The following is a 16,523-nucleotide window of genomic DNA, read 5'->3' on the forward strand; positions in this document are numbered from 1 at the left end:
GCGTCGTGCGTCCTTATCGGGGGCGCAGTTAACGGACGCTCTCCTCTTCCCTCATTCCTGTGCTTGTCACAGGAATGAGGGCGGAGAGAAGCCAATGGCTCACGGGCGAATGTGCTGGTCTCGTCAGGACGAAAGCCGCACCGCCACCCCTCACCACATGGTCTTCGCCGCCCGAACCGCCCATTCGCGGTCATAAGTCTCCTGATCGAACTCCGCCTTGGCGGCTTTGAGCAGGCTGCCGGGTGTGGGCAGTGACGCGGGTTCCACGAAGTTGTCGGGGTTCCACAGTTCCGAGCGCATCAAGGCCCTCGCGCACTGGAAATAGACCTCGTCGATTTCGACCACAATGACGGTGCGCGGGTTTTTACCGTCCATTTCGAAGCTTTGCAGCAGATCGGGTGCGACCGAAACGACAGCGCGGCCGTTGATGCGCATCGTTGTATTCGAGCCCGGGATCAGGAACATCAGCGCCACGCGTGGATCGCGCACGATGTTCAAGAGCGAATCGACGCGGTTGTTGCCGCGCCAGTCGGGCAAAAGCACCGTCCTGTCGTCGGCCACCCTTACCACACCGCCCTTGTCGCCGCGCGGCGAACAGTCCATGCCTTCCGGCCCGACAGTCGCCAGCGCCAGAAATGGCGAAGCCTCGATCATCTGCCGGTATTCGGCGGTCAGCGTGGCTGTCACCTTCGTGATAGATGCCTCGCTTGTGCCATCGTAAATGGCCTTCAATTCCTCAACCGTGCCAATGACCGTCATTGTGCGCTCCAACTCCTGCAATCAATCTGCCCCACCCATAAATCAGGGCGCGTTATTCCTCTGCCGCTTCCGCTTTTTCCCGCTCCGCCCGCTCGCGCGCGGTGCGTGCAGCAACGAGGTCCGCCGGCTGGGAATTGCCGCGGATCAGCGACCGGCCCGCATAAATACCGCCGACGACTTCCATCGCGAAACGTTCCTCGTCGCGGTCGCGGAATTCCTCCACCAAGCGGGCAGCATCTTCCCGCTCCTCGCCCATGGCGCCAAGCACTTCCTCGCTAAAATTCATCGCCGATTCCAGCGTCTCGCGGATCTGGTAATCCACGCCGGCCTTCACAAGATCGATTGCGTGGCCACGGTCATAGGCACGGGCAAGAACGGGAACCAGCGGAAACTCATGCTTGACGATCTCCGCGATCCGCACAGCGGCTTCCTTGTCGTCGACGCAGATCAGCACGGCACGCGCGGTGCTTGCCCCGGCGGCATGCAGGATTTCCGCGCGTGAGCCATCGCCATAATAGACCTTGAAACCGAATTCCGCAGCATCGCGCACAAAGTCGGCATCCTTGTCGATCAGCGACAGCGTGTAGCCACGCGCGAGAAGCGGCTGGCTGACAATCTGGCCGAAACGCCCGAAACCGATCAGCAGAATGCTGCCCTCGACATTTTCCGGCACATCGAGATCATCGGTCTTGGGAACGGCCGCCGGCACCAGCCGATCGTGCAGAATGACCATCAGCGGCGTCAGCACCATCGAGATGATGATGGTCGCCGTCAGGATGGCGTTGGCTTCGCGGTCGAGGATGCCGGCGCTGACAGCGGCGGAATAGAGCACGAAGGCGAATTCGCCACCCTGCGCCATCAACACGGCCCGCTCCAGGCTTTCGCGCCTGGTGGTGCCGAGCGCCCGCGCCACGCCGTAGATCAGGAATGCCTTGAGCAGCATGTAACCTGCGACGCTGACGACCACGAGCTGCCAGTTCGACGCAATGACGGCAAGATCGATCGCCATGCCGACGCCGAGAAAGAACAGGCCGAGCAGAATGCCGCGAAACGGCTCGATATCCGCTTCCAGCTGATGGCGGAACGACGATTCGGACAGCAGCACACCAGCCAGAAACGCGCCCATCGCCATGGAAAGACCGCTGACCTGCATCAACAGCGCCGAACCGAGCACCACGAGCAGGGCCGCGGCCGTCATTACCTCGCGCGCACCAGACGCCGCCAGCAGGCGGAAGAACGGGTTGAGAAGATAACGCCCGGCCAGAATGAGCGCGCCGACGGCGGCAAGCGCGATGCCGACGGAAATCCAGCGCTCCGACTGTGTGACGTGCTCACCACCAGCACCGAGGAAGGCAACGAGCGCCAAAAGCGGCACGATGGCGAGATCCTCAAACAGCAGGATGGCGATGATGCGCTGGCCCTTGAGGCTGGACATGCTGTTGCGTTCCTGCAGCATCTGCATGACGATTGCCGTGGAAGTCAGCACGAAGCCGGTACCGGCGACAAATGACATGATGAGCGGAAAGCCGAGACTGACGCCAACCATCGTCAGACCCGCCATACAGACCAGCACCTGCAGCGCGCCAAGCCCGAAAATATCCTGCCGCATGGACCACAGCCGCGACGGCTGCATTTCAAGGCCGATGATGAACAGGAACATCACCACGCCGAGTTCGGCGATATGAAGGATCGCCTGCGAATCGGAGAAGAAGCCGAAGCCATATGGCCCAATCACCAGGCCGGCGGCCAGATAACCCAGCACCGAACCGAGGCCTATGCGCTTGAAAATCGGCGCGGCCACCACGCCCGCCGCCAAAAGCACGACCACCTGGGCCAGATCATTTCCGTTCGCTTCGACCGCCACACATCACCCCGTTTAAATTGATAGAACGAGGGTGTTCCCTCCCTCACTTCCTAGCGCATCAGTATGAAAATCGAAAATGATTTTACAGATGGACGATGCGCAGATTCAACGGGTTATTTGTCCATAAGGCATGCGGGCTTCAGATGCCGCTGCCCTTCTCCCCTCATTCCCGTGCTTGTCACAGGAATGAGGGTGGGGAGTATCCGCAGGCCTTGCGCCCGCCTACCGGGATAGCGGTTCCCTGCTCAAGCCCTTTTCGGCGAGCTGTCGCTCATAATCGGCAAACGATGCGTCGCCTGTCTCTCCCAGTTCCTTCAGATATCTCCAGGTGAAGATGCCGCTGTCATGGCCGTCGTCGAAGACGATGCGCACGGCATAATTGCCCGTCGCCATCATGGAGCGGATCGTCACGTTGCGCTTGCCGGGAACAGTGACCTTCTGGCCCGGCCCGTGGCCCTGCACTTCCGCGGAGGGTGAAAGCACGCGCAGCATCTCGGCACCAAGCCGATAGACGGTTCCATCATCGAAGGAAACGGTCAGTTGCCGCCGGTCTTTCGACACAAGCAGTTCAGTCGGCCAGGCATCACTCATTTTTCACTTCCGCAAGCTCGTCTTATGCGTCAGAATTACGGACTTGCCTCGCGATAGGCAAGTCACTACATCACCTGTAAAGCACATGCCCGGCAATCTTGTGCCCGGCGCATCGCGCAGTGAGGACGGAGACGTGAACAGTTTCCCCGGATCGCTCGAAAGAGCGCAGTCCCTGACGGAAAACAAAGCACCGATGGTGGACCCTTTCGGCCGGTCCATAACCTATCTGCGCGTTTCCGTGACAGACCGCTGCGATTTCCGCTGTACCTACTGCATGTCCGAACACATGACCTTCCTGCCGAAGAAGGACCTTCTGACGCTGGAGGAACTCGACCGGCTCTGTTCCGTCTTCATTCAACGGGGCGTGCGCAAGCTAAGGCTGACAGGCGGCGAGCCGCTGGTGCGCAAGAACATCATGATGCTGGTGAGGAACCTCGGCCGCCATATTGGCACCGGCGCGCTGGATGAGCTGACGCTGACCACCAACGGTTCGCAGCTTGCGAAATTCGCCGCCGAACTCGCCGATTGCGGCGTGCGGCGTATCAACGTCTCGCTCGATACGCTGGACCCGCAGAAATTCCGCGAGATCACCCGCTGGGGCGATATCGACCGTGTGATGGAAGGGCTGGATGCCGCGCAGGCCGCCGGCATCAAGATCAAGCTCAATGCCGTCGCGCTGAAGGACTTCAACGAGACTGAAATTCCCGAGCTGATGCGTTTCGCCCATGGTCGCGGTATGGACCTGACTGTCATCGAGACCATGCCGATGGGCGAGATCGAGGAAGATCGTACCGATCGCTACCTGCCGCTTTCCAGGCTGCGCGCCGATCTGGAACAAAGCTTCACGCTTGTTGACAACGACTACCAGACCGGCGGCCCTGCCCGCTACGTGACGGTGAAGGAAACCGGTGGCAGGCTCGGTTTCATCACACCCATGACCCATAATTTCTGCGAAAGCTGCAACCGCGTCCGCCTCACCTGCACCGGTACGCTCTATATGTGTCTCGGGCAGGACGATGCCGCCGACCTTCGCACGGCGCTGCGCGCTTCCGACAGCGACGCCTATCTCTCGGGCGCCATAGACGAGGCCATTCTGCGCAAGCCGAAAGGGCATGATTTCATCATTGATCGCACCCACAAGCGCCCCGCTGTCGCCCGCCATATGAGTGTGACCGGCGGCTGAACCTGTTTCTCGTCCACCCACCCATTTAAGCGGTTGAAATGCCGGCTTGGCCGTGTCAGGTCTCTTGGCATGGAGGAATGCGCGGTCCCGCCCGGCGGGCGACCCCTGAGAGGAATTTGGGGTTAGGCTGCGCATGGTCTGGGACAGTATGAAATGGCATTGACGGACAATACGCGCGGCGCCCTTCTGATGGCGCTCGCCATGGCAAGCTTTACGGCCAACGACGCCCTGACGAAATCCGTCACCCCCTACATCAATACCGGCCAGATCATGTTCGTGCGCGGCATCATGACGGTGGTGCTGATTTATATCGCCGCCCGGCACTTCGGCGCGCTCCGGCCGCTGAAAACCCTGATGCGCCCCATCATCATCCTGCGCTGTCTCTGCGAAGTGACAGCCGCCGTTCTCTATCTGACGGCGCTTGGACTCATAGAATTTTCCAACGCCTCGGCCATATTGCAGTCCCTGCCGCTGATCGTCACGCTGGGTGCGGCACTGTTCCTGCGCGAGCCCGTCGGCTGGCGGCGCTGGGCGGCGATCATCGTCGGCTTCATTGGCGTGCTCGTCATCATCCGGCCCGGCCCGGAAGGCTTCACCTCAGGCGCGCTACTGGTCGTCGCCTCGCTTGCGGTCACCGCCGCGCGTGATCTTTTGACCCGCAAGATGTATGCGGATGTCCCCTCGCTTGCCGTCACCTTCGTTACCGCCTCCGTCAACATGGCGGTGGGTGGCCTGCTAATCCAGCCCTTCGGCGGCTGGCAGCCCATGAACTTCATGATCCTGTCGCATCTGGCCGGTTCTGCCGTTCTGGTGCTGGTCGGTTACCAGGCAATCATTCTGGCAATGCGAACCGGCGAAATCTCCTTCGTCGCGCCATTCCGTTACACCAGCCTGCTCTGGGGTTTCATGATCGGCGTGTTCTTCTTCAACGAAAAGATCGACAGTTTCACGATCGTCGGCGCCGTGATCGTCATCGGCTCGGGCCTCTACACCTTCTACCGTGAAAGCCTGCGCAAGCGCTCGCAGATGGCCAAGCGCTCCGCCGCAACGCCCACTGCCGCGACCACCGTGCGGCCAGTTTCCGTAACGAAAGCTGCCTTTACGGAAAAAGCGGGAGAATGACATGAAGAACGCCCGCTTTCTGGATCGCACCACCCCGCCCCACATCATCACGCTCGTCGTTATCGCCGGCGTCGCGGCGCTTTGCATGAACCTGTTCCTGCCCTCGCTTGCAGCGATGGCGCTCCATTTCGAGACCGATTACGCCGTGATGCAATTTGCCGTGTCCGGCTATCTTGCCGCCACCGCCTGCCTGCAACTCCTCATCGGCCCGCTATCCGATCTTTTCGGACGCCGGCCCGTCATGCTTGCCAGCATCGCGATGATGATCGTCGCCACGCTCGTCTGCATGCTGGCGCCAGATATAACCGTCTTCATGTTCGGGCGTGTGGCGCAGGCGGCCGTCGTTTCCGGTTTCGTGCTGGCGCGCGCCATCGTGCGCGACATGGTGCCGATGGAACAAGCCGCTTCGATGATCGGCTATGTGACCATGGGCATGTCGGTGGTGCCGATGGTCGGCCCAACGGTCGGCGGTCTGCTCAACGATATCTCCGGCTGGCAATCCAGCTTTGCGCTTCTTGCCCTGCTCGGGGTCGGCATTCTGGTGCTCGCCTGGTTTGATCTCGGCGAAACCAATCACAACAGATCGGCAAGCTTCTCGCAGCAGTTCCACGCCTGGCCGGAACTTCTGCGCTCGCCACTCTTCTGGGGATATGCGCTGACCTCGACCTTCTCGTCGGGCATGTTCTTTTCGTTTCTCGGCGGCGCCCCCTTCGTCGGCAGCGTGCTTTATGGCCTTGCCCCGGCCATGCTCGGCCTGCAATTCTTCTTCATGGCCAGCGGCTACATGCTCGGCAACTTCGTCTCCGGCCGTTATGCGAGCCAGATCGGTATCACCCGCATGATGCTGTCGGGCAATGTCGTCGCCATCGCCGGGATTGTCGCAGCCATAGCGCTGATCTCCACTGGGGCGGAAAGCCCCTATGCGTTTTTCGTGCCGCTTGCGCTCATTGGTGTCGGAAACGGTGTGACCCTGCCAAGTGCCAATGCAGGCATGGTCAGCGTCCAGCCGCATCTGGCAGGCTCCGCCTCCGGTCTTGGCGGCGCCATGACCATCGGCGGCGGTGCGGCACTTTCCGTGCTTGCCTCCTCGGTTCTGTCCAAAGAGGACGGAACCTGGCCGCTTCTTCTCGTGATGCTGGCGACCGGCCTTGTCGCCCTCCTCACCACCTATATTGTAAGGCTGCAGGAAAAGCGGCAATGACGGCGCGATTTGAAATACCCGGTCTTGTGCTTGCCGGCGGCCTGTCGCGACGGATGGGCACCAACAAGGCGACCGTGATGCTGGGCGACGAACCGCTGCTTTCCCATGTCGTGCGCCGCATCGCGCCACAGGTGTCGGATGTCACCATCAATGCCGCGAATGGCTGGGCCGAAAGCTTTGGCCTGCCGTTGCTGCCTGACACCGTGAACGGCCATGCCGGGCCGCTCGCTGGCGTTCTCGCCGGCATGCGGCATTTCCAGAACCATCACGCCCGGAAAAGCCACTTCCTGACAGTGCCCGCCGACAGCCCGTTCTTTCCCGAAGATCTCGTCGACCGCCTCTGCGAACACATGGCCGAAGACGCAATCGTCATCGCCGCCTCCAGCGGCCAGTTGCACCCGGTTTTCGCGCTATGGCCCGTGGCGCTCGCGGACGATCTGGAGGAATGGCTGAAGAACGATGCAAACCGGCGCATCCGCGCCTATCTTGCACGACACGTCACGATCGGTATCGCCTTCCCGCCGCTGGAAACGGCCAAGGGCAGCCTCGATCCGTTCTTCAACATCAACACGCCGGATGAACTGGCGCTCGCTCGAAGCTATCTGGAGAGCATGGAACCATGATGAGCCAGAAGGTCTTCGGTATTGCCGGCTGGAAAAACTCGGGCAAGACCGGCCTTGCGGTCCGCATCGTCACCGAACTGACGGCCCGGGGCTATAGGGTCTCGACCATCAAGCATGCCCATCATGATTTCGATATCGACAAGGTCGGCGCCGATAGCTGGCGTCACCGTCAGGCGGGCGCGCACGAGGTCACCATCGTCTCCGGCACCCGCTTTGCCATCATGCATGAATTGCGCGGCGAAGCCGAACCGTCCTTCGAGGAAATCCTCGCCCGCCTCGCCCCTTGCGATCTCGTACTGATCGAGGGTTACAAATACGAGCCGGTGCCGAAGATCGAGGCGCGACGGCTGGAAGCTGCCAAGACCGAACCGCTTGCCGGAAGCGATCCGCACATCATCGCAATTGCCGCCGACCACGCGGTGACCGACACCACCCTTCCCGTCTTCGATCTCGACGATACCGCCACGATTGCGGACTTCATCGAAAAGACGGTTGGGCTGGTGAAGGCGTAACTGCCGTTTCGGCAACCTCCTCTCCTCCGTCATCCTCGGGCTTGACCCGAGGGCCCGCAAACCGACCGTACCATAGATCCTCGGGTCAAGCCCGAGGATGACGTCGAATGTGTGAGGACGCTTGGCCTACCCCCAAAAATGAAAAAGCCGGGCGTTCGGCCCGGCTTCATCATTCCTTGAGACGCAATACCTATTCAAGGAAACCGGATGGGTTCACCGGCGTCGCATCCTTGCGAACTTCGAAGTGAACCTGAGGACGTTTGGCGCTGCCGGTCATGCCTGACGTGGCGATGGTCTGGCCGCGCTGAACCTTCTGGCCGCGCTGCACGTCGAGATTGGCGGCGTTGCCGTAAACGGTGACCTTACCGTCGTCATGACGGACGAGAACCGTATTGCCGAGCTGCTTAAGGCCATTGCCCGCATAGATGACCACACCGTTTTCGGCGGCCTTGATTGGCGTGCCTTCCGGAACGGAGATGTTGATGCCATCGTTGCGGCTGCCTTCGACGTTGTCGCCGAAATTGTTGATGACGGCGCCACGAACCGGCCAGCGATATTTGCCGATGCCCGTGGATTCCGGAGCGAGCGAGGCCATATCGGACTTCTTCTCGATATCTCCGACGCTTGCCGTTGCGGCAGGAGCGGACGGTACGGTCGCAGCTGCGGCAGGAGCCTTGTAGGGTTCCGGCTTGGCGGATGCGGTTTCCACTGCCTTGGCCGCTTCCTTTGCGGGTACGGAGGCTGTCTTGATGGCGTCGGTCGAAGCACCCGGCATGGCGAGTGTCTGGCCGACACGGATGCTTTCGGTGGAAATACCGTTCGCGGCCTTGAGGGCTGCAACCGAAACGCCGTTTTCACGGGCGATCTTTGCCAGGCTGTCGCCCGGCTGAACCTTGTAACCACCGGCTGGCGGCATAGGCTTGCCACCGGGAGGTGTGAGCTTGCCGTTTTCAGCCGAAACCTTGTCGCGGGCAACACTCTGCGAGGGCAGCACGGCTACCTTCTGGTCTGGACCACGCAGCGGGTTCGGCTCGTCGCCGTTGCGATTGAGCGCAATGTCACCGGCCGCAGCCTTAGCGGCATTGCGGACCTGACCGAATTTCGGAATTAGGATCGACTGGCCAGCCTGCGCGGACGCCGCGGTCTTCAGACCGTTGACCCGCAGCAGTTCCTTTTCGGGAACGCCGTAGCGGTTGGAGATAGTCGCGATGCTTTCACCCGGACGCAGCGTTACCGAAGAGGCGCCATCCGTATGCCAGCCGTTCTTGTCGGAACGGACGGTTGCGGTGGTGAGATTGTCGGCGACGGGAGCGGCAGCCTGCTGTGCAGGTGCTGCGAGAGACGGAGCGGCTGGTCGTTGTGCGGACGGGAAAGGCTGGGCCATGGCTTCGTTGCGGGTCGACGGGTCGCGGCTTGCCACCGCCGGCGGAGCCGACAGCTCGGAGCGCTGCACCGGAGAGGCCGAAGCCGAACGGGCCGTCGAAGGCTGAACGCCACCGCCGTAACCGCCGGAAGACGGATAGGAGTTGGCCGCCATGTTCTGATTGGCGTAGCCGCCCTGGGGTGCCGCAGAGGCATAACCACCGTTCATGTCGCCTTGCGGGACCGGGGCCTGCCCATAAGCACCGCCGCCCTGGCGGGCTGGAATTGACGCTGTCGTCATCCGATCCGGTCCACTGGAAAAGAGGCCGCTGAACCGCGTTGCATCCGAGCTACAGCCCGTTGCGACGCTTGCCAGCAATGCCGCTGCGAACATTTTTGCGACTGATTTTCCGATTTTAGACGAATGTCTCATACGCATAACTCGATCTACACTGACGCCAACCCGCCGCATCGAGGTCGATCCGGCACAAATTTCACTTCTTGCAAGGCCCATTTCCCGATCCCGGGAAAACCATGCGTCGATGTTTATGATTAAAGCGCGTTAGTGTTACCACGCCGTTAAAACGTTAAGCCGCTCGGCGCTTTTTTGACACTTCGATAACCATGACGAAAACGGCATGTGTCATGTCGGAACAATATTATTATGGAAAATCAGTTGGTTGTGATGATTTAGAATATTCTAAGACGAAAATTAATCGCCTTCGATATTTTCATTTTGTCACAAATGCCGGGCAATATGGCTGCCAAGCGGCAGATAGGGCGTCTCGAACAGCTCTTCCTTCTCGAAGCGGCTGCCGGTCTTGGAGAAGCGCGTCATCACGCAGCGCCCGTCTTCCAGAATGATCGGCGCGATCATCATGCCGCCGGAGACGATCTGCTCGGCGAAAAAGCGGGGCATGGTGGTAAAGGCGGCGGTGGCGACGATTCGGTCGAAGGTGCCCTCGCCGACCAGACCGTTGCTGCCATCCGCCTGGCGGATGACGACATTGCGGATGGAAAGATCGTCCAGACAGTTCTGCGCCTGCTGCACTAGCGTCTTGTAGCGCTCCAGCGAAAAGACCCGCTCCACCCGGCGCGCGATGATCGCCGTCATGAAACCGCTGCCGGTGCCGATTTCCAGCACGCGCTGGCCCGGCTTCAATTGCAGGCGAGCCAGGATTTTCACCGCCATGTCAGCGCCCTCCATGAAGGCGCCGCAGTCGATCGGGATTGTACGGCTGGAATAGGCATCAGCGGCGAATTGCGGCGGCACGAATCTGGATCGCGGCGTCTGTTCCACCGCGGTCAAAAGGTCGAGGTCGGAAATCCCCTCGCCCCGCAAGCGGAGAACGAGAGCGGCAAAACCTTCCTTTTCAACCATTGCGGATTTCAATCGGCGACTCCGAATCCAAGTGCTTGCGCAACCCGATCCTTGACCGTGTAATCCGTAAGGTCAAGCTTTAGCGGCGTGACCGAAATCTTGCCGTGCTTCAAAGCGTGGATATCCGTGCCCTCGAGGAAGGTGCCGAGGCGTTCGCCAAAGCGCAGCCAGTAGTAAGGAAGACCACGGCCATCCTGGCGTTCTTCTACCGTCAGGCCGAAATCGAGCTTGCCCTGCCCGGTGACGGATACACCCTGCACATCATCAGGTGCACAATTGGGGAAATTGAGATTGAGGAAGGTGCCATCAGGCAATTCCACATTCATCAGCTTGCGCAGCAGATCCGGCGCATGGGTCTCGGTCACCTCCCACGGCACGACGCGGCCTTCGGAATGGCTGAAAGCCTGGCTGAGTGCGAAGGAGCGTACCCCTTGCAGCGTACCTTCAATGGCGCCGGCAATCGTGCCGGAATAGGTGACATCGTCAGCCATATTGGCACCGGCATTGACACCTGAGAGTACGAGATCGGGCTTTTCCGGCAGAACTTCACGGATGCCCATGATGACGCAATCGGTCGGCGTACCGCGCAGCGCGAAATGCTTGTCGGAAACCTTGCGCAGCCGCAGCGGCTCGGAGAGAGTAAGGGAGTGAGCAAGACCGCTCTGGTCGGTCTCGGGCGCCACGATCCAGACGTCATCGGACAGCGTGCGGGCTATACGTTCCAGCACCGCCAGCCCTTCGGCATGGATACCGTCGTCATTGGTCAGCAAAATCCGCATGTTTCTCTCTCCGCTTTTCATATCTTCCGGGACGGAGCATCCTCCCCACCAGCAGTGAGGTGTGCAGTTCTCTCAACGTCATCCTCGGGCCTGTCCCGAGGATCTAATCACGTCTAAATCAATCGACAGGTTGCAGATCCTCGGGACAGGCCCGACGATGACGTCGGCGTATTGGAAGATTCTCCTTCCAATAGCACGACGCTGCGCTCCCTCAGGCCGCCTTCTCGATCCGTGTCAGACCGCCCATATAGGGCAGCAGCACGTCTGGAATTGTGACAGAACCGTCGTCGTTCAGGTAATTTTCGAGAACGGCGATCAGGCAGCGGCCGACGGCGGTGCCGGAGCCGTTCAGCGTGTGCACGAACTTCGTCGCCTTGTCGTCCTTGCCGCGATAACGCGCATTCATGCGCCGCGCCTGGAAATCGCCGCAGACGGAGCAGGACGAAATTTCGCGGTAGGTGTTCTGGCCGGGCAACCACACTTCCAGATCGTAGGTCTTGCGCGCGCTGAAACCCATATCGCCGGTGCACAGCGTCATGGTGCGGAAATGCAGGCCAAGACGCTTCAGCACTTCTTCGGCGCAGGCCGTCATGCGCTCATGCTCGGCAACAGCACTTTCCGCGTCGGTGATGGAGACGAGTTCGCATTTCCAGAACTGGTGCTGGCGCAGCATGCCGCGTGTGTCGCGGCCAGCAGAGCCCGCTTCCGAACGGAAGGACGGCGTAAGTGCCGTAAAGCGCAGCGGCAGCTTTTCCTGCTCGAGAATTTCGCCGGAGACAAGGTTGGTCAGAGTCACTTCCGCCGTCGGGATCAACCAGCGGCCATCGGTAGTCTTGAACAGATCCTCGGAAAACTTCGGCAATTGGCCGGTGCCGAACATCGCCTCATCGCGCACCATCAGCGGCGAAGACACTTCCGTGTAGCCATGTTCCGAGGTGTGCAGGTCGATCATGAACTGGCCGAGCGCTCGTTCCAGACGCGCCAGCTGGCTGGTCAGCACGGTGAAGCGCGAGCCGGAAAGCTTGGCCGCCCGCTCGAAATCCATGTAGCCGAGCGCTTCGCCAATCTCGAAGTGCTCCTTTGCTTCATGGTTCCAGCCGGGCTTCTGGCCGACCACGCGGGTCACCACATTGTCGTGTTCGTCCTTACCGTCAGGAACATCGTCGAAAGGTATATTGGGCAGGCGCGACAGCGCGTCGTTAAGCTCGGCGGTGACCTGGCGGTCCTCCTCCTCGGCGCGCGGCATGTTTTCCTTGATGTCGGCGACTTCCGCTTTCAGCTTTTCCGCCAGCTCCATGTTCTTCTGCGCCATGGCGGCGCCGATGTCCTTGGAAGCGGCATTGCGACGCGACTGCATGTCCTGCAGGGACTGGATGACGGACCGGCGCTTTTCGTCGAGAGCGATCAGGCTGCTTGCGGCAGGCTCTGCGCCGCGCCGTGCAAGTGCTGCATCAAAGGCTTCGGGGTTTTCGCGTATCCATTTAATGTCGTGCATCGTCGTTCCAGACTATTGTTGGTCGCTCGCGTTTTATCAGCAAAACGCCGGGCGAAAGGCCCGGCGCGAGGAAATTTGATGAGCAGGAAGACCGTGGCGAAGCGTCAGGTCTCTTCCAGCTCCGTGCTTTTGGATTCCGCAGCACGTTTCTTCTCCACGAGTCGAGCCATGTAGATGGAAATCTCGTAGAGAATGATCGCAGGCAGCGCAAGACCGATCTGGGACATGGGGTCTGGCGGCGTCAGTACGGCCGCAACCACGAAGGCCATGACAATGGCGAACTTGCGCTTTTCCCGCAGCCAGTCGCTGGTCAGAATCCCGACCCGCGCCAGAAGCGTGGTGACGACAGGCAGCTGGAATACCAGGCCGAAGGACAAAACCAGCGTCATGATGAGGCTGAGATATTCCGACACCTTCGGCATCAGGGAAATCGCCACCTCGCCATCTACTGGCAATTGCTGCATGGCGAGGAAGAACCACATGACCATGGGCGTGAAGAAGAAATAGACGAGCGCCGCGCCGATGAGGAAAAGGATCGGCGACGCGATCAGGAACGGCAGGAAGGCCGCGCGCTCGTTCTTATAGAGGCCCGGCGCCACGAATTTATAGAGCTGCGAGGCAATCACCGGAAAGGAGATTACCATGGCACCGAACATGGCAACCTTGATCTGCGTGAAGAAGAATTCCTGCGGCGCCGTATAGATCAGCGATGATTTCGCCACATCCAGCCCCGCCCAGATGACCGCCCACTTATAGGGAATGACGAGCAGGTTGAAGAGATGCTTGGCAACGGCGAAACAGGCGATGAAGGCGACGAAGAACGCGCCGAGCGACCAGATCAGCCGCGTGCGCAACTCCATGAGATGTTCGATAAGCGGCTGCGGCTTGTCCTCGATGTCCCCGCTCATGCTTCATCCTTTTTGGGCTTTGCAGCCTTGGTTCTTGCCGGTTTGGCCGGCTTGGCATCCGCAACGGCAACCGCCTTCTCCGCTGCCGCTTTTCTGACAGCAACCTTTTTGGCGACAGCCTTCAAGGTCGGCTTCAGGACAGCAGCTTCTTCAACAGGCGCTGCGGCAGGCTTGCTGCGGGTGGTGCGTTTCGGCTTGGCGGCAACCGCTTCGGCTTCAACGGTCGCAACAGATTTCGCACGCGCACGCTTCGGCTTTTCTTCCGCAGCAGCAACCGCAGTAACCGGCCCAGATGCAGAAGGCGTGGGAACCACCGCAGGCGCCACATCCGGAAGCTTCATCTCGGGCTCCGGCACGCTGACAAGAGGAGCCACCGGCTCACTTGTTGCAGGTGCTGCTGTCGACGACATCGCATCGGGAGCGGCTGTCGCCTTCTGGAGATCAGACTTGATTTCGTTGCCGAGCTGGCGAAGCGGGTTCATAGCATCGCGCAGGGAATTCGTCGGGTTGAGATTGCGCACATCGGAGATCGTCTGCCGCACATCGTCCATGTCTGCCTCTTTCAAGGCCTCGTCGAACTGCGTGCGGAAATCCCCCGCCATCTTGCGAAGGCCGGCCATCGTCTTACCGAAGGCGCGGATCATGGGCGGCAAGTCCTTAGGACCGACGACCACGATCAAAACGACCGCGATCACCAGAAGCTCGCTCCAACCGATATCAAACATCAAAACGCTCCCGAGACCCTAGCGCCAGTCTCAAAACAAGCAGGTTCAAGCCGCTTACTTGATCTCGTCAGCCTTGTGGTCAACAGTCTTCGCGTTGACATCGGCCGGCGGCGGAGTCTGATCTTCGTCAGCCATGCCCTTCTTGAAGCTCTTGATGCCCTTGGCGACATCGCCCATCAGTTCCGGGATCTTTCCGCGTCCGAAGAGAACGAGAACGATCACCAGCACGATCAGCCAATGCCACACACTAAAAGAACCCATAACTGAAACTCCTGAATTTCGCTTTCAGACGATGTAAGACGTTTGAAAGGCTTTTTCAAACAACAAATCGTTGCTTCAACAGGCTGTGGGCATAAAGTTTTCGTGCCTTGTCATCCGCATGAAGACGATATCAATTGTCGCCATCGCCGCCACCAGGTGCAAGCAGGCCCAACTCTTCCAGATCGAGCTGCGTGATCGGGTCTTCGTCTTCGCGCAATTCGTCGCTCATCATCGGCAAAGGCACGCCGAAATTGGAAGGAATACGGCCCGAAAGCAGGCCCGCACCCTTCAGTTCCTCAAGGCCCGGCAAGTCCCGCAATTCCTCAAGGCCGAAATGGTCGAGAAACTCCACCGTGGTGCCGATCGTCACCGGCCTGCCCGGCGTGCGTCTGCGGCCCCTGAAACGCACCCAACCCGCTTCCATCAGCACATCGAGGGTACCGCGTGAGGTTTGCACGCCACGGATTTCCTCGATTTCGGCGCGTGTCACCGGCTGATGATAAGCCACAATCGCCAGAACCTCCAGCGCCGCACGCGAAAGCTTCTTAGGTTCCTTTTCCTCAGAATGGACGACGAAGGAGAGATCGCCGGCCGTGCGGAACGCCCATTGCCCGCCCACCTGCACCAGATTGACACCCCGCTCGCCATAAGCGGCCTTCAGCCCGTGGAGTATGGCAACGACATCCATGCCGCGCGGCAGCCGCTCGGCAATGAAGGCAACTGAAACCGGTTCGGCCGAGGCAAAGACCAGCGCCTCGGCAATGCGCTCGGCTTCCTTCAGCTGACGCTCGGAAAATACCGCGGGCTCGGCCCCAACCACATCCGCCGCCCCATCTGCCACGATGGCGGCTTCGCCGGTCTCGTCGTCATGCGTCATTATCAGTCCTTTCCGCATTCGGCGCGCGGTCATCTCGCTCGCTCCTGCGCATATAGATGGGCTGGAACGCGCCCTCCTGCCGGATTTGCAGCGATCCCTCGCGCACGAGCTCCAGCGAGGCGGCGAAAGCGCTGGCGATTGCCGTCACGCGCATCGCGGGGTCAGGCACATATTGCAGCAGATATTGGTCGAGCACCGTCCACTCGCCGACATCCCCGAGCAGACTGTTCAGAAGCTCCCGGGCTTCCACCAGCGACCAGACCTGCCGCTTTTCAATCGTGACCTGGGTGATGGCCTGCCTTTGCCGCAGATTGGCATACGCACTCAGGAGATCGTAGAGGTTCGCCTCGTAAGCCGAGCGGTTGATATGCGGAATATGCTCCGGCGCGCCACGGGCGAAGATATCGCGGCCAAGCTGGGCGCGGTTGACGAGGCGTTCAGCCGCCTCCCGCATCGCCTCCAGACGTTTCAGCCGGAAGGCCAGCGTCGCGGCCATTTCTTCGCCGGAGGGGCCGTCATCCTTCGCCTGCTGCGGAATGAGAAGCTTGGACTTGAGGAAGGCAAGCCAGGCCGCCATCACCAGATAGTCGGCAGCAAGCTCGATGCGCACGCGGCGGGCTGTTTCCACGAATTGCAGATATTGCTCGGCAAGCGCCAGCACCGAAATGCGCGACAGATCGACCTTCTGCGTGCGGGCAAGGTGTAGCAGCAGATCGAGCGGGCCTTCGAAACCCGCGACATCGATCACCAGCCCGGCCTCGCCCGTCAGCCGCTCCGGCGTCACATCCTGCCAGAGCTTGTCCATAGGCGTTGAAGTACGAGACTTGTCTGCTGCCATTGTTCCATCCGCCGGGCGTCCGGCCTGTCGTCCCGAGTACCG

At 60.5% G+C, this 16,523-nt stretch carries 17 protein-coding genes; 5 read left to right on the forward strand and 12 right to left on the reverse strand.

Annotation, left to right across the window (positions count from 1 at the left end; genetic code table 11):
- Positions 1 to 150 precede the first annotated feature (150 nt).
- From ASD46_RS19550 to ASD46_RS19560, 3 genes are all read right to left on the reverse strand, one after another.
- Positions 151 to 759, reverse strand: a complete 609-nt coding sequence (locus tag ASD46_RS19550) for a pyridoxamine 5'-phosphate oxidase family protein (protein ID WP_025593618.1) — start codon at positions 757 to 759, stop codon at positions 151 to 153.
- 52 nt (positions 760 to 811) lie between these two features.
- The gene (locus ASD46_RS19555) at positions 812 to 2,623 is read right to left on the reverse strand and encodes a monovalent cation:proton antiporter-2 (CPA2) family protein (RefSeq protein ID WP_025593620.1); all 1,812 of its coding nucleotides are present in this window, start codon (positions 2,621 to 2,623) and stop codon (positions 812 to 814) included.
- A gap of 222 nt (positions 2,624 to 2,845) precedes the next feature.
- Positions 2,846 to 3,214: a gamma-butyrobetaine hydroxylase-like domain-containing protein gene (locus ASD46_RS19560; protein WP_025593622.1), complete on the reverse strand. Its 369-nt coding sequence runs from the start codon at positions 3,212 to 3,214 to the stop codon at positions 2,846 to 2,848.
- 85 nt (positions 3,215 to 3,299) lie between these two features.
- Between ASD46_RS19560 and moaA the strand changes: the two genes are divergently transcribed.
- The 5 genes from moaA to mobB all read left to right on the forward strand — a co-directional run bounded on the left by moaA (position 3,300) and on the right by mobB (position 7,855).
- On the forward strand, positions 3,300 to 4,397 hold the full coding sequence (gene moaA / locus ASD46_RS19565) for a GTP 3',8-cyclase MoaA (protein ID WP_019566166.1): 1,098 nt from the start codon (positions 3,300 to 3,302) through the stop codon (positions 4,395 to 4,397).
- 153 nt (positions 4,398 to 4,550) lie between these two features.
- Positions 4,551 to 5,519 carry a DMT family transporter gene (locus ASD46_RS19570; RefSeq protein WP_035198332.1) on the forward strand — a complete coding sequence of 323 codons (969 nt, stop codon included), beginning with the start codon at positions 4,551 to 4,553 and terminating at the stop codon, positions 5,517 to 5,519.
- A gap of 1 nt (position 5,520) precedes the next feature.
- Entirely contained in the window at positions 5,521 to 6,720 is a 1,200-nt protein-coding gene (locus tag ASD46_RS19575; protein ID WP_025593627.1) for a multidrug effflux MFS transporter, read from the forward strand.
- Complete coding sequence (gene mobA / locus ASD46_RS19580; RefSeq protein ID WP_025593629.1) at positions 6,717 to 7,343, forward strand: molybdenum cofactor guanylyltransferase MobA; 627 nt, start codon at positions 6,717 to 6,719, stop codon at positions 7,341 to 7,343. The genes ASD46_RS19575 and mobA overlap by 4 nt, the downstream gene beginning before the upstream one ends.
- Positions 7,340 to 7,855 (forward strand): molybdopterin-guanine dinucleotide biosynthesis protein B, encoded by a 516-nt coding sequence (mobB, locus tag ASD46_RS19585; RefSeq protein ID WP_025593632.1) that lies wholly within the window; start codon positions 7,340 to 7,342, stop codon positions 7,853 to 7,855. The genes mobA and mobB overlap by 4 nt, the downstream gene beginning before the upstream one ends.
- A gap of 190 nt (positions 7,856 to 8,045) precedes the next feature.
- On the opposite strand, the gene ASD46_RS19590 is transcribed toward mobB, so the two are convergent.
- The 9 genes from ASD46_RS19590 to ASD46_RS19630 all read right to left on the reverse strand — a co-directional run bounded on the left by ASD46_RS19590 (position 8,046) and on the right by ASD46_RS19630 (position 16,481).
- Positions 8,046 to 9,611 (reverse strand): LysM peptidoglycan-binding domain-containing M23 family metallopeptidase, encoded by a 1,566-nt coding sequence (locus ASD46_RS19590; RefSeq protein ID WP_019566161.1) that lies wholly within the window; start codon positions 9,609 to 9,611, stop codon positions 8,046 to 8,048.
- Between the two features lie 345 nt (positions 9,612 to 9,956).
- A complete protein-coding gene (locus ASD46_RS19595) occupies positions 9,957 to 10,598 on the reverse strand; it encodes a protein-L-isoaspartate(D-aspartate) O-methyltransferase (RefSeq protein ID WP_029658770.1) in 642 nt (213 codons plus the stop codon).
- Between the two features lie 8 nt (positions 10,599 to 10,606).
- Entirely contained in the window at positions 10,607 to 11,377 is a 771-nt protein-coding gene (gene surE / locus ASD46_RS19600; protein ID WP_013636276.1) for a 5'/3'-nucleotidase SurE, read from the reverse strand.
- A gap of 211 nt (positions 11,378 to 11,588) precedes the next feature.
- Positions 11,589 to 12,872, reverse strand: a complete 1,284-nt coding sequence (gene serS, locus ASD46_RS19605) for a serine--tRNA ligase (RefSeq protein ID WP_025593635.1) — start codon at positions 12,870 to 12,872, stop codon at positions 11,589 to 11,591.
- Positions 12,873 to 12,976: 104 nt separating this feature from the next.
- Positions 12,977 to 13,780 carry a twin-arginine translocase subunit TatC gene (gene tatC, locus ASD46_RS19610; protein WP_060642567.1) on the reverse strand — a complete coding sequence of 268 codons (804 nt, stop codon included), beginning with the start codon at positions 13,778 to 13,780 and terminating at the stop codon, positions 12,977 to 12,979.
- The gene (gene tatB / locus ASD46_RS19615; protein WP_025593636.1) at positions 13,777 to 14,505 is read right to left on the reverse strand and encodes a Sec-independent protein translocase protein TatB; all 729 of its coding nucleotides are present in this window, start codon (positions 14,503 to 14,505) and stop codon (positions 13,777 to 13,779) included. Before tatB ends, tatC begins: the two co-directional genes overlap by 4 nt.
- A 54-nt stretch (positions 14,506 to 14,559) precedes the next feature.
- Positions 14,560 to 14,766 carry a twin-arginine translocase TatA/TatE family subunit gene (locus ASD46_RS19620; RefSeq protein ID WP_003515599.1) on the reverse strand — a complete coding sequence of 69 codons (207 nt, stop codon included), beginning with the start codon at positions 14,764 to 14,766 and terminating at the stop codon, positions 14,560 to 14,562.
- A 130-nt stretch (positions 14,767 to 14,896) separates the two neighbouring features.
- On the reverse strand, positions 14,897 to 15,643 hold the full coding sequence (scpB, locus tag ASD46_RS19625; RefSeq protein ID WP_025593637.1) for an SMC-Scp complex subunit ScpB: 747 nt from the start codon (positions 15,641 to 15,643) through the stop codon (positions 14,897 to 14,899).
- Positions 15,633 to 16,481, reverse strand: a complete 849-nt coding sequence (locus tag ASD46_RS19630; protein WP_025593638.1) for a segregation and condensation protein A — start codon at positions 16,479 to 16,481, stop codon at positions 15,633 to 15,635. The genes scpB and ASD46_RS19630 overlap by 11 nt, the downstream gene beginning before the upstream one ends.
- Positions 16,482 to 16,523: the final 42 nt, after the last annotated feature.

The organism is Rhizobium sp. Root491, assembly GCF_001427205.1.
In the GTDB taxonomy this organism is placed as follows: Bacteria; Pseudomonadota; Alphaproteobacteria; order Rhizobiales; family Rhizobiaceae; genus Agrobacterium; species Agrobacterium tumefaciens.